Here is a 20,059-nt window from a genome sequence, read left to right as displayed (position 1 = left end):
CGATACAATGCGCATTCGGCACGTCGCTGTCAAGAACATTTTTACCACAACATCCGGGCGCCACACCTTGCGCCAAACCATGAAAAAACCGGATCGCCGTCCCCTAGCGGAACCGCCCGCGGTGCGACGACAAACGATGCAACGCATGGACAAGCGCCTGCCGCGACAAGGCACGCCCCGCGATAATCAGCACCACCGCCGCCAGAATCAGCACGATCCCCACGACCAGCTGCATCGTCAGACGCTCCCCGAACACACCGACACCGATCACCACCGCCGTCAGCGGTTCCAGCGCCCCCATGATCGCCGTCGGCGTCGACCCCACATTCTGCACCGCCACCACCATCATAATCAGCGAAATCACCGTCGGTACCAGCGCCAGCAACAACGCATACCCCCACATCGCCGGCTCATCAAGCCACTGAATCCCCCCGTGACCGCCGACAAACGCATGAGACGCCACCGTCAGCACACAAAACAGCAACACATAAAACGTCAGCTTCACCGGCGACATCACCATCGACGACTTGTTCACCACAATGATATACACCGCATACGTCAGCGACGACAGCATCACCAGCAACACCCCCGTCATCGACAACGTCTCCCCGTCCCCCTGATACAACAGACCGATCCCCGAGAGCGCCAGCACGATCGAAAAAATCGTCACCCAGGTCACCTTCTCGCGGAAAAACAGCGCCATCATCACCGCCACCATCACCGGATACACGAACAGCAAGGTCGACGCCACCCCCGCATCCATATAATGAAAACTCACGAACAACGACAACGACGACGTCCCGAACAACGCACCGAGCAACACCAGAATCCCCAACTCGCGCCGCGACAGCGAAAAATCCACCCGGCGCACCAGCATCAGCCCCCCCAGCACCAGCGCCGCCAGCAAAAACCGGTAAAACAACACCGAATGCGCCGAAATCCCGTGCGCATACAAAAACAACGCCCCCAACGGATTCGTCCCGTAACTCACCGCCGCGACAATCCCGCAAATCGTTCCCTTGACCCTGGCATCCATACATCACCTGAAATCCGTGCAACGGCAACCACCATGCCACCGCAGCATATCCCCATAGCATACCCGCATTTGCGCCACAAAACCGCAAACCGCCTCCCGCCGTATGCCGCAGACAACAGCCCGCCCCCGCCGACACCACCCACCCCAAAAAACGCCGCCCGGACGGACGGCGAAAACACACCGGCAAACGAAACGGCAAACCATACCGCACAAACCATGCAAGCAAAAGCCGGACACAACAGCGCATCCGGCCCCGAAACGTCACCTGCCCGCCCCTATAAAAACCCATCCGACCGTCAGAAAAAACCGAAACAACAACACAGAAAAATGCCGTAATCTTGAAAATACGCCGATTCAGGTCAACCAACATCCCCGGGGAAAGGAAGCGTCATGCACAACCGAATGCCGATACTCATTGCATTTACCATCGCCTGCGTCCTCGTATTCGCCCTGTTCTTCCTCAAAAACACCCACCGGCAAATCACCGAAGCCCACCACAACGGCCTCGAAAACATCGTCAACACCTGCTACACCAGCCGCACCGCCACGACAGGCAGACTCCTGCTCTAGCCGCGACACCGGCGCCACCCCCCGTACCCGAACACAGCGCCGCCGGAAAAACCGGAAAAACCCCCCGCCCGACACACCTTCCCGCCACCCCAAAACTTTTATACCTGAAAAATTATTTTGACTTTGAGTAAAAATATTTACTTAAAAGTGTACATTTTTCACAAAATGCGGTATAGTGGTACCTGAAGTGAAAAGATAGTGGCCAACAATGCATCCAACGGCAAAGGAGACAGACATGATTGACCGGATATTTATGATCACCCTCTCTATCGGCTGCCTGCTTGCCATGCTCGTATTCGCCCAGCAAAGCACCTTCCGTCCGACCGGACAAGCGCACCACATGACCGCCATCAAATGCGCCAGCCTGGACGGAAACAAAGCCCGCGACACGGCAGCCATCACCATCGACACCAGCCCTGCCGCAGCGGAACACACCGCGATTGTGTAGCGGCGATATCGGGCCGTCTCCACCGGAAACCGGCCATTCCGTCGCCTCGCAGGAAAACGCCTTTCCACAGTCGTGGAGACGGCCACGGTGTCAAGACGCCGCACCCGACCACGGCCCGACCCGACACGGTCAGGCCGTTTTTTCATCCCCCGGCACAACATACCCGCCCCGCCACCTTCGCCGCCATCGTCCGTCAACCGCCATACCACCCCCATCATCCGGACACACCTTGCACCTGCCATATCACCGTTTTCATCCCGAACCATGAACAAGCCCCATTCCGCCCCGTTCCGATCATCCGGATACCGGGAAAAAACCTGATGAACCATCAGGAAGTGACCGACAAAATCACCGTTCGGCCATTCATCCCCTCTCGGCCTGCCTGAACCCGACTGCCCGTCACCGGCCGTTTTCGCCCAAGCCCTCGCCATGCCCCCTTTCACCGCTCACGATCTTGACCCGCCGGAACCGGACTGCCCATAATAGACCGGTTCCGTCCGACGACCTGATACCCATGGCTTTTTCCAAAACCCTGTACTGGCTTGCACTCTGCATCCTGCCCCTTTCCGTCTGCGCTACCAACGGGGAAACATGCAACCGTCTCTACGCGGCCGCCAAATACCGCGAAGCCATGGCTTGCTACATGCAACCCGATATCATCACCCATCCTGCTGTCATGAACCGTATCGGCTACATGCACAGCAAGGGACAAGGCGTTCCCGCCGATCCGGAAAAAGCAGCCTACTGGTACCGCCGCTCGGCGGAAACCGGCTTTGCCGCCGCACAGTTCAATATCGGCATTCGGTATGAACAGGGGCGCGGCGTCCCTCAGGACGCCTCTGAAGCCGCAAAATGGTTCTTGAAAGCCGCAGAACAGGGACTTGCTGATGCCGAAGAAACAATGGGCTATTACTATGCCAGCGGCACCGGCGTCACAAAGGATTACCGTGAAGCCATGAAATGGTTTCGCCGCGCAGTCGAACACGGCAATACCAGCGCCTGTTCATCCATCGGCATCCTGTATGACAAGGGGGACGGTGTCCCGATAGACCACAATCGCGCCGTCCAGTACTACATCATGGGCGCCATGGGCGGGGATGCGCAGGCGCAAGCCCTGCTCGCCTTCAAATACCTTCTCGGCGGCGGCCTCTCCAAAGACAAGCGCCGTGCCGCCTACTGGTTCGAACAGGCCGCCAACAACGGCTATCCCGTCGCCATGCAACAAATGGTGAAAATTTATACCTACGGACGGTACGGCTACGACCGTGACCCCGAAAAAGCCGAATACTGGCGGAACCGCTACAACCAAACAATCGACGAACAGCGCAAAACCGGTTCCCGCTCCGTCGAACCGCCCTTGCCTTTTCCCCTGCCTTCACTGACCGATTGACTTTTCCCCTGTTGACCTCTCTGAACCGGGTTCACCATTACCGACCGTTTAACCGGCCCTCTGCACCCAAGCCTTCGCCATGAAATCCCGCTATTTCAAAGCACTGCCACCGCGCGGCAATTCTGCACCGCCATTCACCGAAAACCGTCATCCCTTGCACGAACAGACCGGCTACGGCTGCGCCATCCATGACGAACCGGCATACTCCACCTGCATCCGCCTATCGCCCCTGCCATCCAGTCGGCCAGATCACCCGGCCCGCCAGACCGGACACCGGACAAAAAAAATGGCGCGAAAACCGCGCCATCCTTCTGCCGAAAAAAACGGTCAATCCATGATTTCCAGCAAATCGACCTCGAAAGTCAACGTACTGCCCGGCGGAATCTGGCCGACCTGATTATTGCCATATGCCGTATCAGGCGGGCAAACCAGCTTGACCTTGCTGCCAACCGGAACCGACTGCAAACCCTGCTGCCAGCACGGAATCGTCTGGTTCAGATTGAAAACCGCCGGATTGCCGCGGGCATACGAACTGTCGAACTCGGTACCATCCTGAAGCCAGCCGCGATAATTGACCTTGACCTTGCTGTTCGGACCGGGTTTGGCGGTATTGCCGGACAACTTGACCGGATACACGGTAATCCCTGCCGGGCCGATATACGGCACCACGACAGACGGAGACGAAGCGGGGCCGACCGGGCCGACATTGCCGTCAGGGCCGACACCCTGTCCCTGCTGGACGGGCGGCTGTTCCACGATCCCGCCGGACGAAGCCGCCAGCACCGGGCCGGCCAGCATCAGAGAAGCCACCAGTAACAATCCACGAGTACGGTTGCGCATAAGAAAATCCTTCCTGTTGAAAATACCACTGATTGAACACATCAAAACAACCCTCTGTTTTCATGGATGCTACAACAGAGACCGGACAGAACTTTTGACAAAAATCGCTTTCATGCATCGCGGCCGTACCGGCATGGCGACGACATCATGCAAACGCCCACCCGGAGGGCAACCGCATACCCGGCACACCCGCCGCCGGCAAAGCGACGAAACGCAAGACCGGCCGCACGGCCAAAGCCGCGCCGGCCAGCCACGAGCCACAAACCTAGCGGGCCGAATCCTGCCGGACCGCAGCCGGCGCATCGGCCGCCGGAGCAGGCGCCAGACGCGAACGCCAGCGCAGGAAAAAGAACGCGCAAACCGCCGTCACCGCCAGCGCCAGCACATAAGAAACCGGTCTGGACAACCCCAGCGTTTCCGGCGCCACGAACAGATAAGCCGACACCACCGCCGTCATGAACAGCGCCGGAATAAACGCAATCACGAAATTCTTGCGCCGTCCCGCCAGATAAATCGACACCGCCCACAACGTAATCGTCCCCAGAATCTGGTTACACCAGGCAAAATAACGCCAGATCACATCGAAATCGATAAACAGCAGCACAAACCCCGCGGCGAAAAGCGGCAACGACACCAAAAGCCGTTTCAAAAGACTGCGCTGATCGATCTTCAGCGCATCGGCCACGATCAGACGGGCCGAACGGAAAGCCGTATCCCCCGACGTAATCGGTGCAGCGATCACCCCCAGCACCGCCAGCGCGCCCCCGAACGTCCCCAGCCAGTTATTCGACACGAAATCCACCACCTGAGCCGCATTGCCGCTCGTGAAAAACGCACGCCCCTCCGGCGTATGGAAAGCGAAATTCGCCGCAGCCGCCCAGATCAGCGCCACGATCCCTTCCGCGATCATCGCCCCGTAAAACACCGGACGTCCCTGCCGTTCATTCGTCATGCAACGCGCCATCATCGGTGACTGCGTCGCATGAAAACCCGAAATCGCCCCGCAAGCGATCGTAATGAACAACATCGGGAAAAGCGGCGTCGTCTCCGCCTTCGGATGCGTATTGGCCAGCCCGTCCATCACCTCAGGCAACGCCGGCATATGCACATACAGCGACACCAGAATCCCCAGCGCCATAAACAACAGCGCCGCCGCGAAAACCGGATACAGCCGCCCGATCAACTGATCGATCGGCAACAGGGTCGCCGCGATGAAATACACGAAAATCACCGCCGTCCACACCCCGAAAGACAAGCCCAGCGTATTGCCCGTCAGACTGGTGAGCAAGCCCGCAGGTCCCGCGACGAACACCGCCCCGACCAGCACCATCATCACCGGCGTGAACACCCGGACCACCTGCATGAAAGGCCGTCCCATAAAACGGCCGATAATCTCCGGATAACTCTCCCCGTTATAGCGCAGCGACAACATCCCCGACAGATAATCATGCACCGACCCGGCGAAAATACAACCGAACACAATCCACAAATACGCGCTCGCGCCGAACTTCGCCCCCATGATCGCCCCGAAAATCGGTCCCAGCCCCGCGATATTCAGAAACTGGATCAGAAAAATCCGCCAACCCGGCAAAGGCAAATAATCCACCCCGTCGCGCATCGCGATCGCAGGCGTCACCCGCTTCGGATCGATACCGAAGACCCCTTCCACATAGCGGCCATACAACCAGTACCCCGCCACCAGCAACACCATACTGACAGAAAACGTAATCATAAAAACACCTCTCCGCCGCCCTCACCGGAAACGGCGAACGGCGGCGGACAACACCGCAAACAACGGAAAAAACACGGAAAACATCCGGAAAACCGCCATTTTACACCCGCACGGAAAAGACGACGCAGCAACCATCCGAAACGGCCATCCGTCCCGTCGCCCGCCCCGCCAGAACTAGCCCCGGATCACCGCCCCGCTGAAAAAACGCGCCATCCCCGTGCCGGGACGGCTGGAAAACAGCGGCATCATCGCCTGACTGTCCGGCACCCCCGTCTCCAGCTCCCTCAGCCACTGCGAAGCCAGCACATCCCCCGACGCACGCGCCTTTTCCAGCCACAGCGCCGCGCGCTCGCGGTTCACCTCGACCCCGATCCCGTTGGCATACATATACCCCAGATACAACTGGGCATCGGCCTGTCCCTGCAACCCCGCGCGATAAAACCAGCCCGCCGCCACCATCACATTCTCCGGAACCCCGTCACCGACAAGATACGCCAGCCCCATCATAAACTGCGCCTGCGCCAGCCCGTGATGCGCCGCGCGGTCAAGCCACATCAACGCCCACTCCCCGTCGCGCTGCATCACCAGTCCCAATTCGGCAAACCGCGCCATCGTAAACTCAGCCTCCGGCAAACCCTGCTCCGCCGCCAGCGCCGTCCAGTGCAACGACGCGACATAATCCGGCGCGATCCCCTCGCCATCCTGATAAATCTGCCCCAGCGCATACTGCGCGCCCGCGACCCCGGCATTGGCGGCACGCAACAAATCCCCCGCCACAGGAAAACGGCCATCCGAAAACCCCGCCACATAACGCGGCAACATCCCCGCCGCATACGAAGCCAGCGCGAACCCCCGTTCAGCCGAACGCAACACCCAGAACCGCGCCCGCGCCACATCCCGCGGGAACACACTCCCCCGCGCATACAACAACCCCAGATACAACTGAACCGACGGTTCCCCCTGCGCGGCCGCCTTCTCCAGCCAGACACGCGCCGCCTCCGGATCGAACGATCCCGCCGTGCGACTCGAAAACAACAACCCCAGATACAACGGCGCCTGCGCATCCCCCGCGGCAGCCGCCCGTTTCAGCCAGCCGATCCCCTCGCCGACGCTCTCCGGGCCATCCCCGTCCTCGACAAGAAACCGGCCCAGCCAGTAACATGACGCCGCATCCCCCGACCGGGCCTGCCGGCGCAACTGCCCCATCCAGACCCCATCGACCGCCCCGTCATCATCCCCATTCCGGCGAAACGGCTTCGAAAACTCACCCGAAAACCCCAGCGCCCTGTCGAACGAATCGAAAAACGCCTTTTCGTCCTGCACCAGAAAAACCGGCTGCTTCGGCACCGGAATATCCTGAATCGTCATCTGCCTGCCCGAACTGCACGCCAGCAACCCACACACCACAACACACACCAGCGAAACCGCCAGCGCCGCCCTTCCGGACAACCATTTCCACACCGCCATCACATCACACCTCAACGACACACAACCGGAAACACCTACCGTCCACCCGCCAGACCCGGCATCTGCTCAAACAACACCCGCGCCACCTTGTCGCCCGACTTCGCCCGCGACGCAAGCCACCCGAGCCGCTTCCGGCACACATCCGGCCCGGTAGCCACACACATCCGCGCAAGCTCCCTGGCATCCCGCGACGTCACCGCATCCGGATCGATGCGCGCCAGCCAGCGACGCGCACACGCCCCGTCCCCCAGCTCCGCACACACCAGCGCCAGCGGCAAAAACGCCTCAGCCATCCCCTGCTCCGCCATCATCGCATACACCGCACGCGCCGCCTGCGGAAACCGTTCACTGCCATGCTCACCGGAATCGTACATCAAGGCCAGATACTGCATCGCGTTTTTCTCGCCCAACCAGCCCAGACGGCGCACCTCGCTCGCCACCTCATTCTCACCGGCCACCGGCGCGATCCCCTTGCCATAATACAACGCCACCACCCCCAACAAATCCGGGCGATCCGTCATACCGGCAAGCCTTGCGAACCACCGTCCCGCCTCCTCCCGCCGATCCAGCATCATCATCCGCAACGCAAGCGCCCCCACCGCCTCAGGCACATCCTTCTGCGCCGCGCGCTCCAGCCACTTCACACCGGCCGCATCCCCAGACCCATCCGCCCCGGACAACAACCAGTACCCCAGCAACGCCATCGAATCCCCGTCACCGGATGCAGCCGCCTTTTCCACCCAGCCGCGGATTTTCCCGCGCCCCAACGCATCGCACCCGAAATCCTTGCCATACTCATCATCCAGACACAAAGACCCCAGCGCCACCGTCGCCGGCGCATCCCCCCTTTCAGAAGCCGCCGCCAGCCTGCCGACACCCGCCGCCACATCCTGCGGCACACCCGCCGACGCCATCGACCCCGTCACCTGCCAGACACCCGCCAGCGCCAGCGCCGTCACATCCCCCGCATCCAGCGCACGCCAAAAAGCCGGCGGCACCTGCCCCGAAACACGCGCGCCATCCTCCAGCCAGGCCTCACGATACGGCAACACCGTCAACTCCATCATCGAAAACTTCCCCTTGCGGACCTGATCGCGCCACAACGCCTCGCGGCGTGCCCGCACCTCATCCGAAATCCCATCCTGCCGCATCAGCAACGCAGACGCCGTCGCACACCCCGAAGCCGAAGCCTTCTCAATCCAGTCCATCCCCCGCTTCACGGCATCCGCATCCCACCAGCTCCGCAACAAATACATCCCCAGCGCCAGCTGCGACAAACCATCCCCCCGCCGCGCCGCCTTCTCCAGCCAGACCGACGCCGCCACATCATTGGGCAACACCCCGTCCCCCATCAGCAACCGGAACCCCATCGAACGCATCGCCGCCACATCCCCGCGCCCCGCACGCGACTTCAGAGACTCCCACTCCCTGCAAGACACCGCATCCCGGCAAAAAACCGCCACCCTCGCCGCATCCGGCGCCTTCGCAGGCACCCCCTTCGCCCAGCGCGCCGCCAAAGCCGGATCAAGCGACGTCCCCGCAGGCGGCAACACCTCAAAATACCCCGCCCCCTGCGCCTGCGCCGAACCCGACACCACCAGCGCCGACACCGCCAGCGCCACCGCAAACAACCACCGTCCCGCCACCGTCACCCCCTGCATCCGCACACCTCACACCGCCGCCTGCCCCGGCACAACCGCACCCGCCGAAGGCGGCACCGCGCCATCCGAACCACCCTGAGCCGCCTCACACCCTGCATCCTCAAGCAAACCCGCATCCCCCGACGCACCGATCCGCGCACACGCCGACTCCCGCACATGAACCGCTGCCGCCTCATCCTTCGGCACATACCAGCCATACTCCAGCAACACCGCCATCAACAACTCCGCCGCCGGATTGCCCGACACCACCATCCCGCGCAAAAAATCCACCTTCCGCGCGATCCGCTCCATACGCGCGCCATCCACCGCACCGGACGACACCTGCGCCCCCGCGGCACCGGCCTTCGCCCCATCCCCGGCCACAACCGCGCCCTTCAAAGCATCCTTCGACATCCCCCTCGACACATCCTTCGGCGACCCGCTTCCTGCACCGTTACCCGCCGCTTTGCCCGCCTCTTTCGCGGCGCCACTGGCGTCATCCGGCCCCATCGACGCACCCTTCACCGAAACCGCCGCATCGCCATCCCCGTCCGTGGCCACCGGCTGATCCGCAAACACCAGCTCCAGCATCCCTTCATCCAGCGCGAACGAAAACGCCCCCAGACGCGCCGCCTCGGCAAACGCCTCCCGCGCAGGCTCCGGCCTGCCCGACCCCGCATAAAACAAACCCAGCGGAATCCACACATCCCCGTAACCCTGAGCCGCCGCCGACAAAAACCAGCGCTCCGCCTGAACCGTATTCCGTGCGACACCCCAGCCCTCCTCGAACAACAACCCCAACATCAACTGCGCCTCCGGCTCACCCCGCTGCGCATACCGGCGCACCTCCGTCACCTTCTCGCTCTCGCCCGCGACCGCAGCATCCCCCCAGCCATACAACACCCCCAGCATCGACAACACCGCATCATCCCCGTTCTCCGCAGCCAGTGAAAACCAGCGCGCCGCCTCCTCACGCTCATCCCGTGCCAGCGCATTCATCGCCATCATCAACCGCGCCCGCGGCTCACCCGCATCCGCCGCCTTGCGAATCCAGACAAACGCCTCCCTGCGATTCTCCTTCACCCCCTTGCCACCGGCCAGCATCGACCCGTAACTCGTCATCGCCTCACGCAACCCCTGCTGCGCCGCACGACCCATCCACAACGCCGCCTTTTCCTGATCTTTTTCCAGCGGCCCCCAGCCCAGCATATACAACTCACCCAAAGCCGCCTGCGCATACCGGTGCCCCGCATCCGCCGCCTTGCCCAACCACTCCACCGCCAGCTTCTCATCCTTGCCGACCCCGTTACCCGTCGCCAGCAACACCGCCCCCACCGACAACGCCGGCACAATCCCGCGCTCCACCGCAAGACCGACCGCACGCACATCCACCGCCGGCACCACCCCGTCGAGCGAATCCACATCAGAGGCCACCCCCTGCGACCTGCCCGCAGCCCCCCTCGCAAGCCGCCACTTATCCGCACCCGTCGCCGCGATCCGGAAAGCCCAGTCCCGCATCGACCGGTCCGCCTGCTCCTGCGCCGCCTCACGCCACTGTTGCGCCTCCGCCGGGCTGCGCGTCACCCCCAGCCCCGCATCCAGCATCCGCGCCAACTCCGCCTGCGCCTGCGTATTCCCCTGAGCCGCCGCCTTGCCGAACCACACCAGCGCCCCCGGCAAATCCTGCGCATCGCTCTCGAACGCCAGCATCGTCGCCAGAGACACCTGCGCCACAGCATCCCCCGCCATCGCCCCCTGACGCAACCAGACCATCGCCTGCGCATCATCGGCAGGCACCCCGCGCCCCATCACATAACGCAAACCCAGCGCCGTCTTCGCCCGCGCATCGCCTGACGCCGCCGCCGACACCAGCGCCGCCTCGGCCGCCGACACCGCACGCGCCGGCGCCGTCACCCTTGCCGCACCTGCCGCCGGCTGGCCATCCGCCGGTTTCCCCGCTCCCTTGCCTGCGGCCGCCAGCCTGTCCGCCTTCCCGCCGGTCTTCTTCAGCACCGCACCCGCCGCCCGGCCCGTACCCGAAGCCGCAAAAACCGCCTCGCCCGGCATCGCCAGCGCCATCGCCAGCACACACACCGGCAACACCTGGCCAACCGGCCACACCGTAACCAAACCCGACACACCCCTGGAAAACACCGAACGGAACATAAAAACAACCCGAAAACCACACAAAAAACATATTCTTCCACACAACAGCGCCCCATATCCAGCCCCGGCACCCCGACAAACAAAAAGCCGGCATTTCGCCGGCTTTCCGAACCACATACACACAACACTACAACCCGTCATCGACCCCCTCAAGCGCGATCCCGTTCCCCGAAGCCGCCGCCTTCTCCAGCCAGTAAGCCGCCTTTTCCGCATCACGCGGCACACCCGACCCGTTCTCATAAGCGAACCCCAAAGCCGACTGCGCCGGCGCATACCCCTGAATCGCCGCCCGGCGGAACCACACCGCCGCTTTCGCCGCATCGCAAGGCACACCGACCCCCATCGCATACAACGCCCCCAGCTCATACTCCGCATGCGGCATCCCCTTCTCCGCCGCCCGCGAAATCCAGGACACACCCGCCGGAACATCACGCACCCCGTCACGCCCCATCAACAAACGCAACCCCAATTCCAGCTCCGCCGCATCCTCACCCGACTCCGCCCGCGCACGCACCTCCTGCAAAGGCACATCCGCATACAACGTCGCCACCTTCCCCGACACCACACCCGGCACCGGACCATTCACCGCACCGCCCGACACCCCGTCATCCTGAACCGCAACACCCTGTGCCGCACCATCCGGCAACGCCCCATCCTGCCCGGACACACCCTGCGCCGACACAACCCCGGCACCCAGCCACACCGCAGCCAGCGCCACAGACACCCGAACACCCCAACCAGACCAACCAGACATACCCCGCTCCTTCCCGAAAAAACACACCGGCAGCACACCGGACACCACGCCAACACCGTCGGAAAAACCACCTCCCCCGACATTCCCGCCCAAACTGGCCTGACACCATATTAGCCCGAAACACCGCCCTGCATACCCGAACAGCGCAAAAAAAACAGGCCTGCCACCGCAAGCCTGTCCGAAACCGCGACAACCGGCACCCGTCCGGCCTCACCCATGCCCATGACCGCAACAACCGCCATGCCCGCCATGACCATGACCGCAATGCCCCCCATGACCGAAACCGGCATGACCCTGCCCGCCATGACCGCAGCACCCGCCGCCGACACCCGCGGCGACATCCGCCCCGGCCCCATGACGACACCCGCCGCCATGTCCGTGACCGCAACAACCATCCCCATGTCCGGCGACGACACCCTCCGGCACACCCGCAGGTGCACCTTCAAGCCCACCCGCCAGCGACACCGCCAGCTTCTCCAGCAACGCCGCCAGCTGCGCCCGCTCCTCCGGAGAAAACGCCGCCAGCAAGGCATCCGCCTCCATACGGCGATTGCGCCCGACCACATCCGCCAGCCGCATCCCCTTCTCCGTCAAAAACACCTGCCAGACCCGGCGATCCGCCGCATTCAGACGCTTCTCCACCAGCCCGTCCGCCGCCAGCCGCTCGATCAACTCACTCGCCGAAGGCGCACGAATCCCCAACCGGTCCGCCAGCTCCCGCTGACTGATCCCCTCATGCTCCCGCAACAACGCCAAAAGCCGCCCGCGCCCGCGAAACCCGCCCCGGCAATGCCGCTGACGGCCATCCCCGCGATCCAGAAGCCGCGAACACAAACGCACATTCCCGAAAATCGCCATCAACGCATCATCCTGCATCCTGCCCTCCAAACAAATAAGGAACCTAATAAAAGCATACCACAAAATCCGGAAACGGCACAACACACACGAAAACCCGCCCAAAAAACGCCAAAAACACCGAACCGCCGGCACCCCCGCCCAAATTCCCGCATCCGCCCATCCACCAGCGCCACCCGCAACCGCCATCACGTTTTCCGGAAAACCGGCGACATCCCGCAAAATACCCCATCCCATACACAAGCACCCGTTCCGCACACCGGCCACCCACCGTATCCACCACACGAACCGCGCACAACCCGCACACCAGACCACCGGACACCCAAAACCGCCCGACACCGCCCCGCCGACAGGCCGCCGAACGACCGCAAAACCGCACATCATGCCCGCATCATCCCCGCATCATCCCGAAACGGCGAAACCCGCGGCAACAGCGACCACTCCCGCCTCTTGCCTGCCATGCCCTTGCCGCCCGATCCCACAACCCGCACCCGGCAGCTTATCCCCGTTTCCTGTGGACAACTCCGTGTACAGTCCCGCTTTTCCGTTTACCGGCAACAACTTGCACCCGCTGCCCATCCGACAGGCACTCCTCCCCGACATCCGCACGAAAACACCCCGCCCGTCCCCCTGTCCGGCAAAATAAACAAGTCTCACCTCTCGAAATAACGACGGCGAACGGCATCCCGGCCACCGGCAACATCACGCAACCATTCCCGATATCGCGGAAAACCCGCGCATCTCACGTCAATATCACAGCAACCGATACCCAATCCGGGAAAAAACGATAACACCGGAAAAACGCCAGCCCGGCACAAAAAAATCAGGAACCCGCCTCGCGCCAGCGCCACCCCGATACCCGGAAACAGCGATCCCGCCAGAACGCGCACCACACGCCTGGCCAAACCATCATCCCGACCACCGGCACAAGCACCGCGACGATCATCCAGCGACAAAAAAGCCCGTGCATGAATGGCACGGGCCTGACACCCCACGACACAGCGGACAACCCCATATCCTACCTGCCGGACCCGGCATGCACCGGATACGCCCCATGTCCGGACTGAACCGGTTGCGAAAGCGCCTTCAGACGGGCGACGGCATACTCATCCCCCTGCTCAGCCGCCTTTTCATACCAGAAACGGGCACGATCGGCATCCACAGCCGTACCCACCCCCTTTTCATAACACTTGCCCAGCATCCGTTGCGCCACCATATAACCGTTCTCGGCAGCACGCTTGTACCAGTCGAACGCCTGCACATCATCACGCACCACCCCGCGACCGACCGCATACATCCATGCCAGCCCCGCTTCCGCACGCGCATACCCCTGCTGCGCCGCCGCGCGAACCCAATGCAACGCCATCACATCATTACGTTCCAGCCCGACCCCCTGAAGATACCGGCGACCCAGCTCGAACTGTGCATCCGGATCGCCCTCCTCGGCCTTGTCCTTGAGCAACACCAGCTCGAAAAGCGCATCCCCCTTGTCACCCTCCTCATCGGCGAACGACGACGCCACCGTCACACCGGAAGCCGTCCTGCCCCTTCTGTCCTCTGAAGAAAACCCCAGCGCCTCGGACGCGAAAAACGCCTCACAAAAAAACAGGCACAGAAACAGCAGAACCATCTCCGGAAACCGGAACACCCCATACCCAGACCTGATCCCACGACACATACCCGACTCCACAAACACGGCTCACAGCCACCCGGAAGCGAGTTTACGACACCCGGAGCACTCCCGCCACAAAACCGTACCCAAATGATGCACCAAACCCACAAAACCCCCTGAAAACCCCCCATAATCCCCGAAAAAACCGCCGAAAAACCACGCAACCCCCATCATTTCACACCGATCCCCCACAAAAACCGGAATATCACTGCGAAATTCCCGAAATAACCGGCAAAAAATCCCCGAATCCCCCCGAAAATCACCCGATACCCGCCCCAAACCCCCACCATCACCGGAAACCGCCCCCGTTTTCTCAATCCAGCCGCGTCAGAAACTGCGGCTGGAGCGTCACACAATCATCCGCGCGCATCCCATCCACATACACACAAATCACCCGCTCGAAATGATCCTGCTTGCTCGTCCCGCTCAAATGCCGACGCACCTGCGCCAGACGCCCCGACGGCGTCCTCACCCGGCAATTCAGCGGAAACCGCTCCACAGCCGACGAATCATCCGACAAATGCACCGATTTCCCCTCCGCACGATCCCGCCCCGGCGGCATCATCGCCCGGCAATTCAGCGGAAACCGCCCCGCCGACGAATCATCCGGGCAATGCGCCTGCTCCCCGTCAAAAACATCCGCACGATCCGCCCCGTCATGCCCCGCATCGTCCAGCGGCGCGATACACACCTCCACACGCGCCTGCCCGTCCGGCACCGCACGCTTGCCCGTGATATGCCTGACCTGCGCATCATCGGAAAACGCCACCCCTTCCAGCGCATCGAACAAAATCTTCTGCGCATTGTCCAGATCGATACACTGCACCGAATCATCCCAGCGAACCGGATCCGCCTTCACACGCCGCTTCCAGTCCGAAGGCCGTCTGGGAAACAGCACAAACGACACCCCCACCCGGCCGGAAAACGGACGCACGACCCCCGCCTCAAGCGCCAGACGGCGCACCTGCGTCTTGTACGCCCGTGCTTGCGCACTCACCGTCGTCACCGGACAACGCGCCCCATTCGGCCAGACCGTCCGCCAATACCGGTTCCCCGACACCGGATAAGGCAACGTCAACTCAATCATCTCAACCCCCTGATTCTGAACAACCAATCATCCAGACCCTCCCGCCTGAAACAAACAGGACGATCCCCCACAAACACACCGGCCTCCCCGTCCGGCCGATTCCTCCCAGCCTCCCCGGAACGCGGCGGACGCGCCGGACGCGGCACCGCACGCCCCGCCCCGATCCCCCACACCCGAACCATCGCCGTCGGCAACACCCGCCAATCCACCACCCGAACCGGACGACCGCAAGCCACCAGCGTCCGCAGACGACTCCTGACCGTATCCGGCGACACCCCGATCACAGGCGCCAGCTCCGCCACCGTCATCGGCCGCTTCCCCAACGCCGCCTCGATCGCCGCCAGCTGCCGCGCCTCACGAAGCGCACAAGCCCCCGTCCCCCTGACTGCACACTTGCCACCCTTTCCATCCATTCCATTCACTCCTTCACACAAGCACCCGTCATACCACACAAACCCGCCGCCCCCGGCACATCCGCCGAACCGGCAACCGCCACTCCCTCATCCCGGACGCCATGCAACGCCCGCTTTCCGCACGACTTCTCCCCCGACACCAGCCGCCGCTTCAGCGCCGCCAGACGACGCAACGCCGTTTCGCGATCCGTCACCCCGCGCCCGGGCTGCGGCAAAACCGCGCGACACACCGGAACCGGCGGCAAAGCCCCCTCCTTCAGACGGCACTCCCGCCACACACGCGTCCAGCGCCCAGCCGCCTGCTGCCAGGACATCACCCGCAAGTCATACCAGCCGAACGCCACCGCCGCCCAGTAAAGCGAACGATCCGGCCACACATCACCCCCCCACGCCCGCCTGCCCGCCTGCACCTGCGCCACCGCAAACGCACGCTCCGCATCCGGCTCCGGACGGCACAACGCCAAAAACTCCGGCAAAGTCGGCGGCCAGACACGCCCCCGGCAAGCCGCCAGCCCCGTCCGCAACTCCTCATCCGACACATCCGAAAGCGCATGCGCCCATTGCGCCTTCACCGCCCCGGGATCGACCCCGCGCCACATATCCGCAAACCGCGCCCCGTAAAACGACGCCAGCACCCCGAACACCCGCTCGACACGCCGCACACCATCCGCACCACCGGCCTGCCCACGCGCATCCCCACCGCCAGGCGGCAACCCGGCATCCCCAGACCTCCTTTTCCGCGCGCCACCATCCGGCAAACCGCCCCGCGCCCCGCCACCGGACACTTTTCCCCCGTCCGGCAAAACACCGTCCCGCCCAAAAACCGACACACTAGGCACCATCATTCCCCCCATCCATCACAACATCCGACGACACCGGCAACACCACCCCCTCAAGCGTATGCCGCCCCGTCAACGCATCCAGCACCTCGCGACGCTCATCCGCCGAACACGAACGCGCCGCCCGAAACCGCCCGCCGGCGCGCCCCGCAGCGGCAACCCCCGCCACCCCGTCCTGCAACCATCGCGTCACGATCCGCGCCACATAAGCCACCCCGATCCGCTCATCCGGACGCACCCGCCGCGCCTCCATACAAGCCGACGCCAGCAACGCCGAATCCACCCCCTGCGCCACCATCGCCCGCACCCTCGGATCGGACACCGACGCCACCACCCCATAACGCCGCAACACCCCCACCAGCGCACCCGCCGAAACACCATTCGCCCCACCGGCAGACACCCCTTCCCCGCCGGACCGCCCGGCAAAAACCGCCGCCCCCGCCGCTGCATCCGGTACCATTCCGGCATCCCCGTCACAGGCGCCCCCCACAACCTCCCCGGCGACACCGTCATCCCCACCGCGAGGCACCGGCACATTCCCGGCAAACACCGCAACACCGGCAGCCTGGCAAACACCGTCCATCCCCGCACCTTCCCCCGCACGCCGGCAAATCCCGCCATCGCCGGCACCATGATCGCTGCTACCGATCCCGTCCGGCGAACCGGTCGGCGCCCCCGGCGCACACGCAGCCGCCACCACCGTCGTACCCATCCCCGTACAACCGGACGTGGCACGATTCGTGACCATAAACGGTTGCAAACCATAAATGACTTGCGTATCATGCACTTTGCACACTTCAGACACTTCGGCAGACGCATGATCCCCCTGACAACCGGCCAGCTCCCCATTCCCCCCTGCGAAAGACCCGCCGGGCGCAAGCTGCCGTTGCAATCGGCGGCGCTCCTCACGGGCCAGCGCGATTTGCCGGTTCACCTCCGCCTGCTTCTCGGCCCTCGCGATCTCGACACACGCACGGCGATTGACCAGACCGCCGTCCGCCGTCTCCCAGAACTGCGCCGCCACCGAATCCACGGCCAGCCTGTCCTGACGGCTCCCGGCCCGCACCAGACGGTAAAGCGCCCGTTTATCAGCCGGCAACGGCTTGCCCGTCGCATAAAACGCATCCAGCATCAGGCGGTAAGCGCCATGCTCCGTCAGGGACAAATGCCCCGTATCACGCTGATAATCCCCGATATAATGCTTGTAAAAATTCATGATTGCGGCGTCCTCCGAAACATGCGAAAAACCGGAAAACTCCATCCCGACGCCCCCGCCGCCACCCCGGCAAGGCGCCGGAACACCCCGAAAAACAGCCTTCCGACACAGGCGGACATCATAGACCATTTAAGGCTAAAACTCAAGTCAGACAAGGTCTGCAACGCCATGTCGCTGACCGGAAACGGACAAAACCCATGAAAAAGAAATCCAGAGAAATCGTCGCCGAGCAGCTCGACATGCTCATGAAACAAAACCCCCATCTCGGAACCCAGATGAAACTGGCCAAAAAAACCGGCATCGGCCAGACCACCATCGGACGCATCCGGCGCGGAGAAGTCAACGCCACCGCCGAAAACATCCGCGCCATCGCCGACGCCTTCGACGTCAGCGTCGGATTCCTCTACGGAGAAGAAAACATCGACGGCATCCGCCCCGACCTGGACAACCCCGCACCGCGACCGCCGCGGCCGGGATCAGACACCGGCCATGACGGAGAAAACGACATCCGGATAGGAAAACTTCCCCTCATCTCGTGGGTTCGTGCCGGCAACTGGTCCGAAACCATCAACAACTTCGCACCGGGCGATGCCGAAGAATGGATTCCCTGCCCGTTCAAACACAGCGAAAACGCCTTCATCCTGCGCGTCGTCGGCAAAAGCATGTACAACCCCGGCGGCGAACGCTCCTACAACGACGGAGACTACATCGCCGTCGATCCCGGGCGCGAAGCCAGAAACGGCAGCATGGTCGTCGTCCGCCTCGACGACGACCACACCGCCACATTCAAACAACTGCTCATCGAACCCAACGGCGAACGCATGCTCATGGCACTGAACCCCTCATGGCCCGACCGCATCATCCGCGTCAACAAAAACGCCACCATCTGCGGCGTCGTCATCGGCAAATGGACAGCTGAAGAACTGTAAAACCGGCAAAACGCGGCAACCACCCCACACACCGGGCACCGAACTTGCAATCAGGCGACAGGCACGGTACAGTAAACAACAAGGCACGCGTCATCGGCAAACGCGCCGTGGAAAACCGTCATGCGGAACAACCGGCACCCCGGGCGACAAAACCCGCACCACCGGAAACCCCCATGCACAACCGCGACAGCGCATAACACCCGGACAAGACCACCGAACAAGGGAGCGAACATGACCAATCAGGAAACCTGTCCCCTATCCAATCCACTGAACGTCGATCATCTGGCACTCGTCGTCGATGCCAGAAAAGTCATCGGACTCGTATTCGATCTGGCGATCGAAGCCAAGCGCGGCCTGACCCCGGAAGAATGTGAATGTCTCGCAGCCGTCAACCGGCTGTTCGACGAATGCGCGGAAACCTGTCTGGAACACCTCTACGCCTCGAAAAAAACACGCCAGTCCGGACACGGCGCCAATCCGGCAGACTGAAAACCACACCCGTACCGCTACCCGCCCCGTCCCTGCACGCGGGCAAGCCGTCGCCCCGTCATCGCCCCGCACACCGATACCGGCGCAAACCGCCCGTATCGAACACCCTGTCCCCCACCCGGACATACCGGCCCCCTTCCGGCATCCCATACAGGCACACCATCTCCCCGCCAGAAACCGCAAAACACCCCGTATCCAGCGTACATCAAACACCATCATGCCACCATCTCACGCCATTTCCCGCCATCACGCACCATCATGCAAAACCGCCACCCCACGAAAAAACCGCGGCATTTTCCAGCCTGCCCCGCCCTGACACAACCGCCATCGGGCACCAGCCGCCACCTTGTCCCCGTTTCCTGTGGAAAACCCCGTGAACAGCCCATCTTTTCCCTTTTCCGACAACGACTTGCACCCCCTGCACATCAAACAGGCAACCATCCCGTCCCGCCATCCACCCGAAAAACAAAAAAGGCGACCCCGCAGGATCGCCCCGTCACAAAAAAACCGCCACAC

The 20,059-nt window shown here is 62.8% G+C and carries 19 protein-coding genes; 5 read left to right on the top strand and 14 right to left on the bottom strand.

Going from position 1 to position 20,059, the window contains the following annotated elements; genetic code table 11:
• Window positions 1–103: 103 nt before the first annotated feature.
• Complete coding sequence (locus NAI64_RS02365; RefSeq protein ID WP_269297404.1) at window positions 104–1,036, bottom strand: EamA family transporter; 933 nt, start codon at window positions 1,034–1,036, stop codon at window positions 104–106.
• 390 nt (window positions 1,037–1,426) lie between these two features.
• On the opposite strand from NAI64_RS02365, the gene NAI64_RS02360 reads away from it, so the two are divergent.
• The 3 genes from NAI64_RS02360 (at window position 1,427) to NAI64_RS02350 (ending at window position 3,444) form a co-directional block, all read left to right on the top strand.
• Entirely contained in the window at window positions 1,427–1,606 is a 180-nt protein-coding gene (locus tag NAI64_RS02360) for a hypothetical protein (protein WP_269297402.1), read from the top strand.
• A 235-nt stretch (window positions 1,607–1,841) separates the two neighbouring features.
• Window positions 1,842–2,054 carry a hypothetical protein gene (locus NAI64_RS02355; protein ID WP_269297400.1) on the top strand — a complete coding sequence of 71 codons (213 nt, stop codon included), beginning with the start codon at window positions 1,842–1,844 and terminating at the stop codon, window positions 2,052–2,054.
• Window positions 2,055–2,568: 514 nt separating this feature from the next.
• Window positions 2,569–3,444 carry a tetratricopeptide repeat protein gene (locus NAI64_RS02350; RefSeq protein ID WP_269297398.1) on the top strand — a complete coding sequence of 292 codons (876 nt, stop codon included), beginning with the start codon at window positions 2,569–2,571 and terminating at the stop codon, window positions 3,442–3,444.
• A gap of 327 nt (window positions 3,445–3,771) precedes the next feature.
• On the opposite strand, the gene NAI64_RS02345 is transcribed toward NAI64_RS02350, so the two are convergent.
• From NAI64_RS02345 to NAI64_RS02285, 13 genes are all read right to left on the bottom strand, one after another.
• Window positions 3,772–4,284, bottom strand: coding sequence for an FKBP-type peptidyl-prolyl cis-trans isomerase (locus tag NAI64_RS02345; protein ID WP_269297396.1), 513 nt, complete (start codon window positions 4,282–4,284; stop codon window positions 3,772–3,774).
• A 265-nt stretch (window positions 4,285–4,549) separates the two neighbouring features.
• The gene (locus NAI64_RS02340) at window positions 4,550–6,016 is read right to left on the bottom strand and encodes a carbon starvation CstA family protein (RefSeq protein WP_269297394.1); all 1,467 of its coding nucleotides are present in this window, start codon (window positions 6,014–6,016) and stop codon (window positions 4,550–4,552) included.
• 174 nt (window positions 6,017–6,190) lie between these two features.
• Complete coding sequence (locus NAI64_RS02335) at window positions 6,191–7,483, bottom strand: tetratricopeptide repeat protein (RefSeq protein WP_269297393.1); 1,293 nt, start codon at window positions 7,481–7,483, stop codon at window positions 6,191–6,193.
• A 35-nt stretch (window positions 7,484–7,518) separates the two neighbouring features.
• Window positions 7,519–9,144 (bottom strand): SEL1-like repeat protein, encoded by a 1,626-nt coding sequence (locus tag NAI64_RS02330; RefSeq protein WP_269297392.1) that lies wholly within the window; start codon window positions 9,142–9,144, stop codon window positions 7,519–7,521.
• Between the two features lie 9 nt (window positions 9,145–9,153).
• Window positions 9,154–11,406, bottom strand: coding sequence for a tetratricopeptide repeat protein (locus NAI64_RS02325; RefSeq protein WP_269297390.1), 2,253 nt, complete (start codon window positions 11,404–11,406; stop codon window positions 9,154–9,156).
• A gap of 10 nt (window positions 11,407–11,416) precedes the next feature.
• Window positions 11,417–12,043, bottom strand: a complete 627-nt coding sequence (locus tag NAI64_RS02320) for a tetratricopeptide repeat protein (protein WP_269297387.1) — start codon at window positions 12,041–12,043, stop codon at window positions 11,417–11,419.
• 210 nt (window positions 12,044–12,253) lie between these two features.
• Window positions 12,254–12,919: a MarR family winged helix-turn-helix transcriptional regulator gene (locus tag NAI64_RS02315; RefSeq protein ID WP_269297385.1), complete on the bottom strand. Its 666-nt coding sequence runs from the start codon at window positions 12,917–12,919 to the stop codon at window positions 12,254–12,256.
• 632 nt (window positions 12,920–13,551) lie between these two features.
• A complete protein-coding gene (locus NAI64_RS02310; RefSeq protein ID WP_269297383.1) occupies window positions 13,552–13,893 on the bottom strand; it encodes a hypothetical protein in 342 nt (113 codons plus the stop codon).
• A 23-nt stretch (window positions 13,894–13,916) separates the two neighbouring features.
• On the bottom strand, window positions 13,917–14,528 hold the full coding sequence (locus tag NAI64_RS02305; RefSeq protein ID WP_269297381.1) for a tetratricopeptide repeat protein: 612 nt from the start codon (window positions 14,526–14,528) through the stop codon (window positions 13,917–13,919).
• A gap of 355 nt (window positions 14,529–14,883) precedes the next feature.
• Window positions 14,884–15,657, bottom strand: a complete 774-nt coding sequence (locus NAI64_RS02300) for a RusA family crossover junction endodeoxyribonuclease (RefSeq protein WP_269297379.1) — start codon at window positions 15,655–15,657, stop codon at window positions 14,884–14,886.
• Window positions 15,654–16,070: a winged helix-turn-helix domain-containing protein gene (locus NAI64_RS02295; protein WP_269297378.1), complete on the bottom strand. Its 417-nt coding sequence runs from the start codon at window positions 16,068–16,070 to the stop codon at window positions 15,654–15,656. The genes NAI64_RS02300 and NAI64_RS02295 overlap by 4 nt, the downstream gene beginning before the upstream one ends.
• Before the next feature lie 5 nt (window positions 16,071–16,075).
• A complete protein-coding gene (locus NAI64_RS02290; protein WP_269297377.1) occupies window positions 16,076–16,915 on the bottom strand; it encodes a hypothetical protein in 840 nt (279 codons plus the stop codon).
• Window positions 16,902–18,125, bottom strand: a complete 1,224-nt coding sequence (locus tag NAI64_RS02285) for a YdaU family protein (RefSeq protein ID WP_269297375.1) — start codon at window positions 18,123–18,125, stop codon at window positions 16,902–16,904. The genes NAI64_RS02290 and NAI64_RS02285 overlap by 14 nt, the downstream gene beginning before the upstream one ends.
• Before the next feature lie 197 nt (window positions 18,126–18,322).
• Between NAI64_RS02285 and NAI64_RS02280 the strand changes: the two genes are divergently transcribed.
• Both NAI64_RS02280 and NAI64_RS02275 read left to right on the top strand, forming a co-directional pair.
• The gene (locus NAI64_RS02280; protein WP_269297374.1) at window positions 18,323–19,054 is read left to right on the top strand and encodes a LexA family protein; all 732 of its coding nucleotides are present in this window, start codon (window positions 18,323–18,325) and stop codon (window positions 19,052–19,054) included.
• Window positions 19,055–19,285: 231 nt separating this feature from the next.
• Window positions 19,286–19,543, top strand: a complete 258-nt coding sequence (locus NAI64_RS02275; protein WP_269297372.1) for a hypothetical protein — start codon at window positions 19,286–19,288, stop codon at window positions 19,541–19,543.
• Window positions 19,544–20,059 lie beyond the last annotated feature (516 nt).

It is taken from the genome of Oxalobacter paeniformigenes (genome assembly GCF_027158465.1).
GTDB classification, from domain to species: Bacteria; Pseudomonadota; Gammaproteobacteria; order Burkholderiales; family Burkholderiaceae_D; genus Oxalobacter; species Oxalobacter paeniformigenes.
Note: the sequence above shows the minus strand (reverse complement) of the source record. Positions and strands in the feature narration are given on the sequence as shown.

Bases quoted from the DNA above. Each gene is read 5' to 3' on its own strand.
- NAI64_RS02365 (WP_269297404.1), bottom strand. From the start codon at position 1,036: ATGGATGCCAGGGTCAAGGGAACGATTTGCGGGATTGTCGCGGCGGTG.
- NAI64_RS02360 (WP_269297402.1), top strand. From the start codon at position 1,427: ATGCACAACCGAATGCCGATACTCATTGCATTTACCATCGCCTGCGTC.
- NAI64_RS02355 (WP_269297400.1), top strand. From the start codon at position 1,842: ATGATTGACCGGATATTTATGATCACCCTCTCTATCGGCTGCCTGCTT.
- NAI64_RS02350 (WP_269297398.1), top strand. From the start codon at position 2,569: ATGGCTTTTTCCAAAACCCTGTACTGGCTTGCACTCTGCATCCTGCCC.
- NAI64_RS02345 (WP_269297396.1), bottom strand. From the start codon at position 4,284: ATGCGCAACCGTACTCGTGGATTGTTACTGGTGGCTTCTCTGATGCTG.
- NAI64_RS02340 (WP_269297394.1), bottom strand. From the start codon at position 6,016: ATGATTACGTTTTCTGTCAGTATGGTGTTGCTGGTGGCGGGGTACTGG.
- NAI64_RS02335 (WP_269297393.1), bottom strand. From the start codon at position 7,483: ATGGCGGTGTGGAAATGGTTGTCCGGAAGGGCGGCGCTGGCGGTTTCG.
- NAI64_RS02330 (WP_269297392.1), bottom strand. From the start codon at position 9,144: ATGCAGGGGGTGACGGTGGCGGGACGGTGGTTGTTTGCGGTGGCGCTG.
- NAI64_RS02325 (WP_269297390.1), bottom strand. From the start codon at position 11,406: ATGTGGTTCGGAAAGCCGGCGAAATGCCGGCTTTTTGTTTGTCGGGGT.
- NAI64_RS02320 (WP_269297387.1), bottom strand. From the start codon at position 12,043: ATGTCTGGTTGGTCTGGTTGGGGTGTTCGGGTGTCTGTGGCGCTGGCT.
- NAI64_RS02315 (WP_269297385.1), bottom strand. From the start codon at position 12,919: ATGCAGGATGATGCGTTGATGGCGATTTTCGGGAATGTGCGTTTGTGT.
- NAI64_RS02305 (WP_269297381.1), bottom strand. From the start codon at position 14,528: ATGGTTCTGCTGTTTCTGTGCCTGTTTTTTTGTGAGGCGTTTTTCGCG.
- NAI64_RS02300 (WP_269297379.1), bottom strand. From the start codon at position 15,657: ATGATTGAGTTGACGTTGCCTTATCCGGTGTCGGGGAACCGGTATTGG.
- NAI64_RS02295 (WP_269297378.1), bottom strand. From the start codon at position 16,070: ATGGATGGAAAGGGTGGCAAGTGTGCAGTCAGGGGGACGGGGGCTTGT.
- NAI64_RS02290 (WP_269297377.1), bottom strand. From the start codon at position 16,915: ATGATGGTGCCTAGTGTGTCGGTTTTTGGGCGGGACGGTGTTTTGCCG.
- NAI64_RS02285 (WP_269297375.1), bottom strand. From the start codon at position 18,125: ATGAATTTTTACAAGCATTATATCGGGGATTATCAGCGTGATACGGGG.
- NAI64_RS02280 (WP_269297374.1), top strand. From the start codon at position 18,323: ATGAAAAAGAAATCCAGAGAAATCGTCGCCGAGCAGCTCGACATGCTC.
- NAI64_RS02275 (WP_269297372.1), top strand. From the start codon at position 19,286: ATGACCAATCAGGAAACCTGTCCCCTATCCAATCCACTGAACGTCGAT.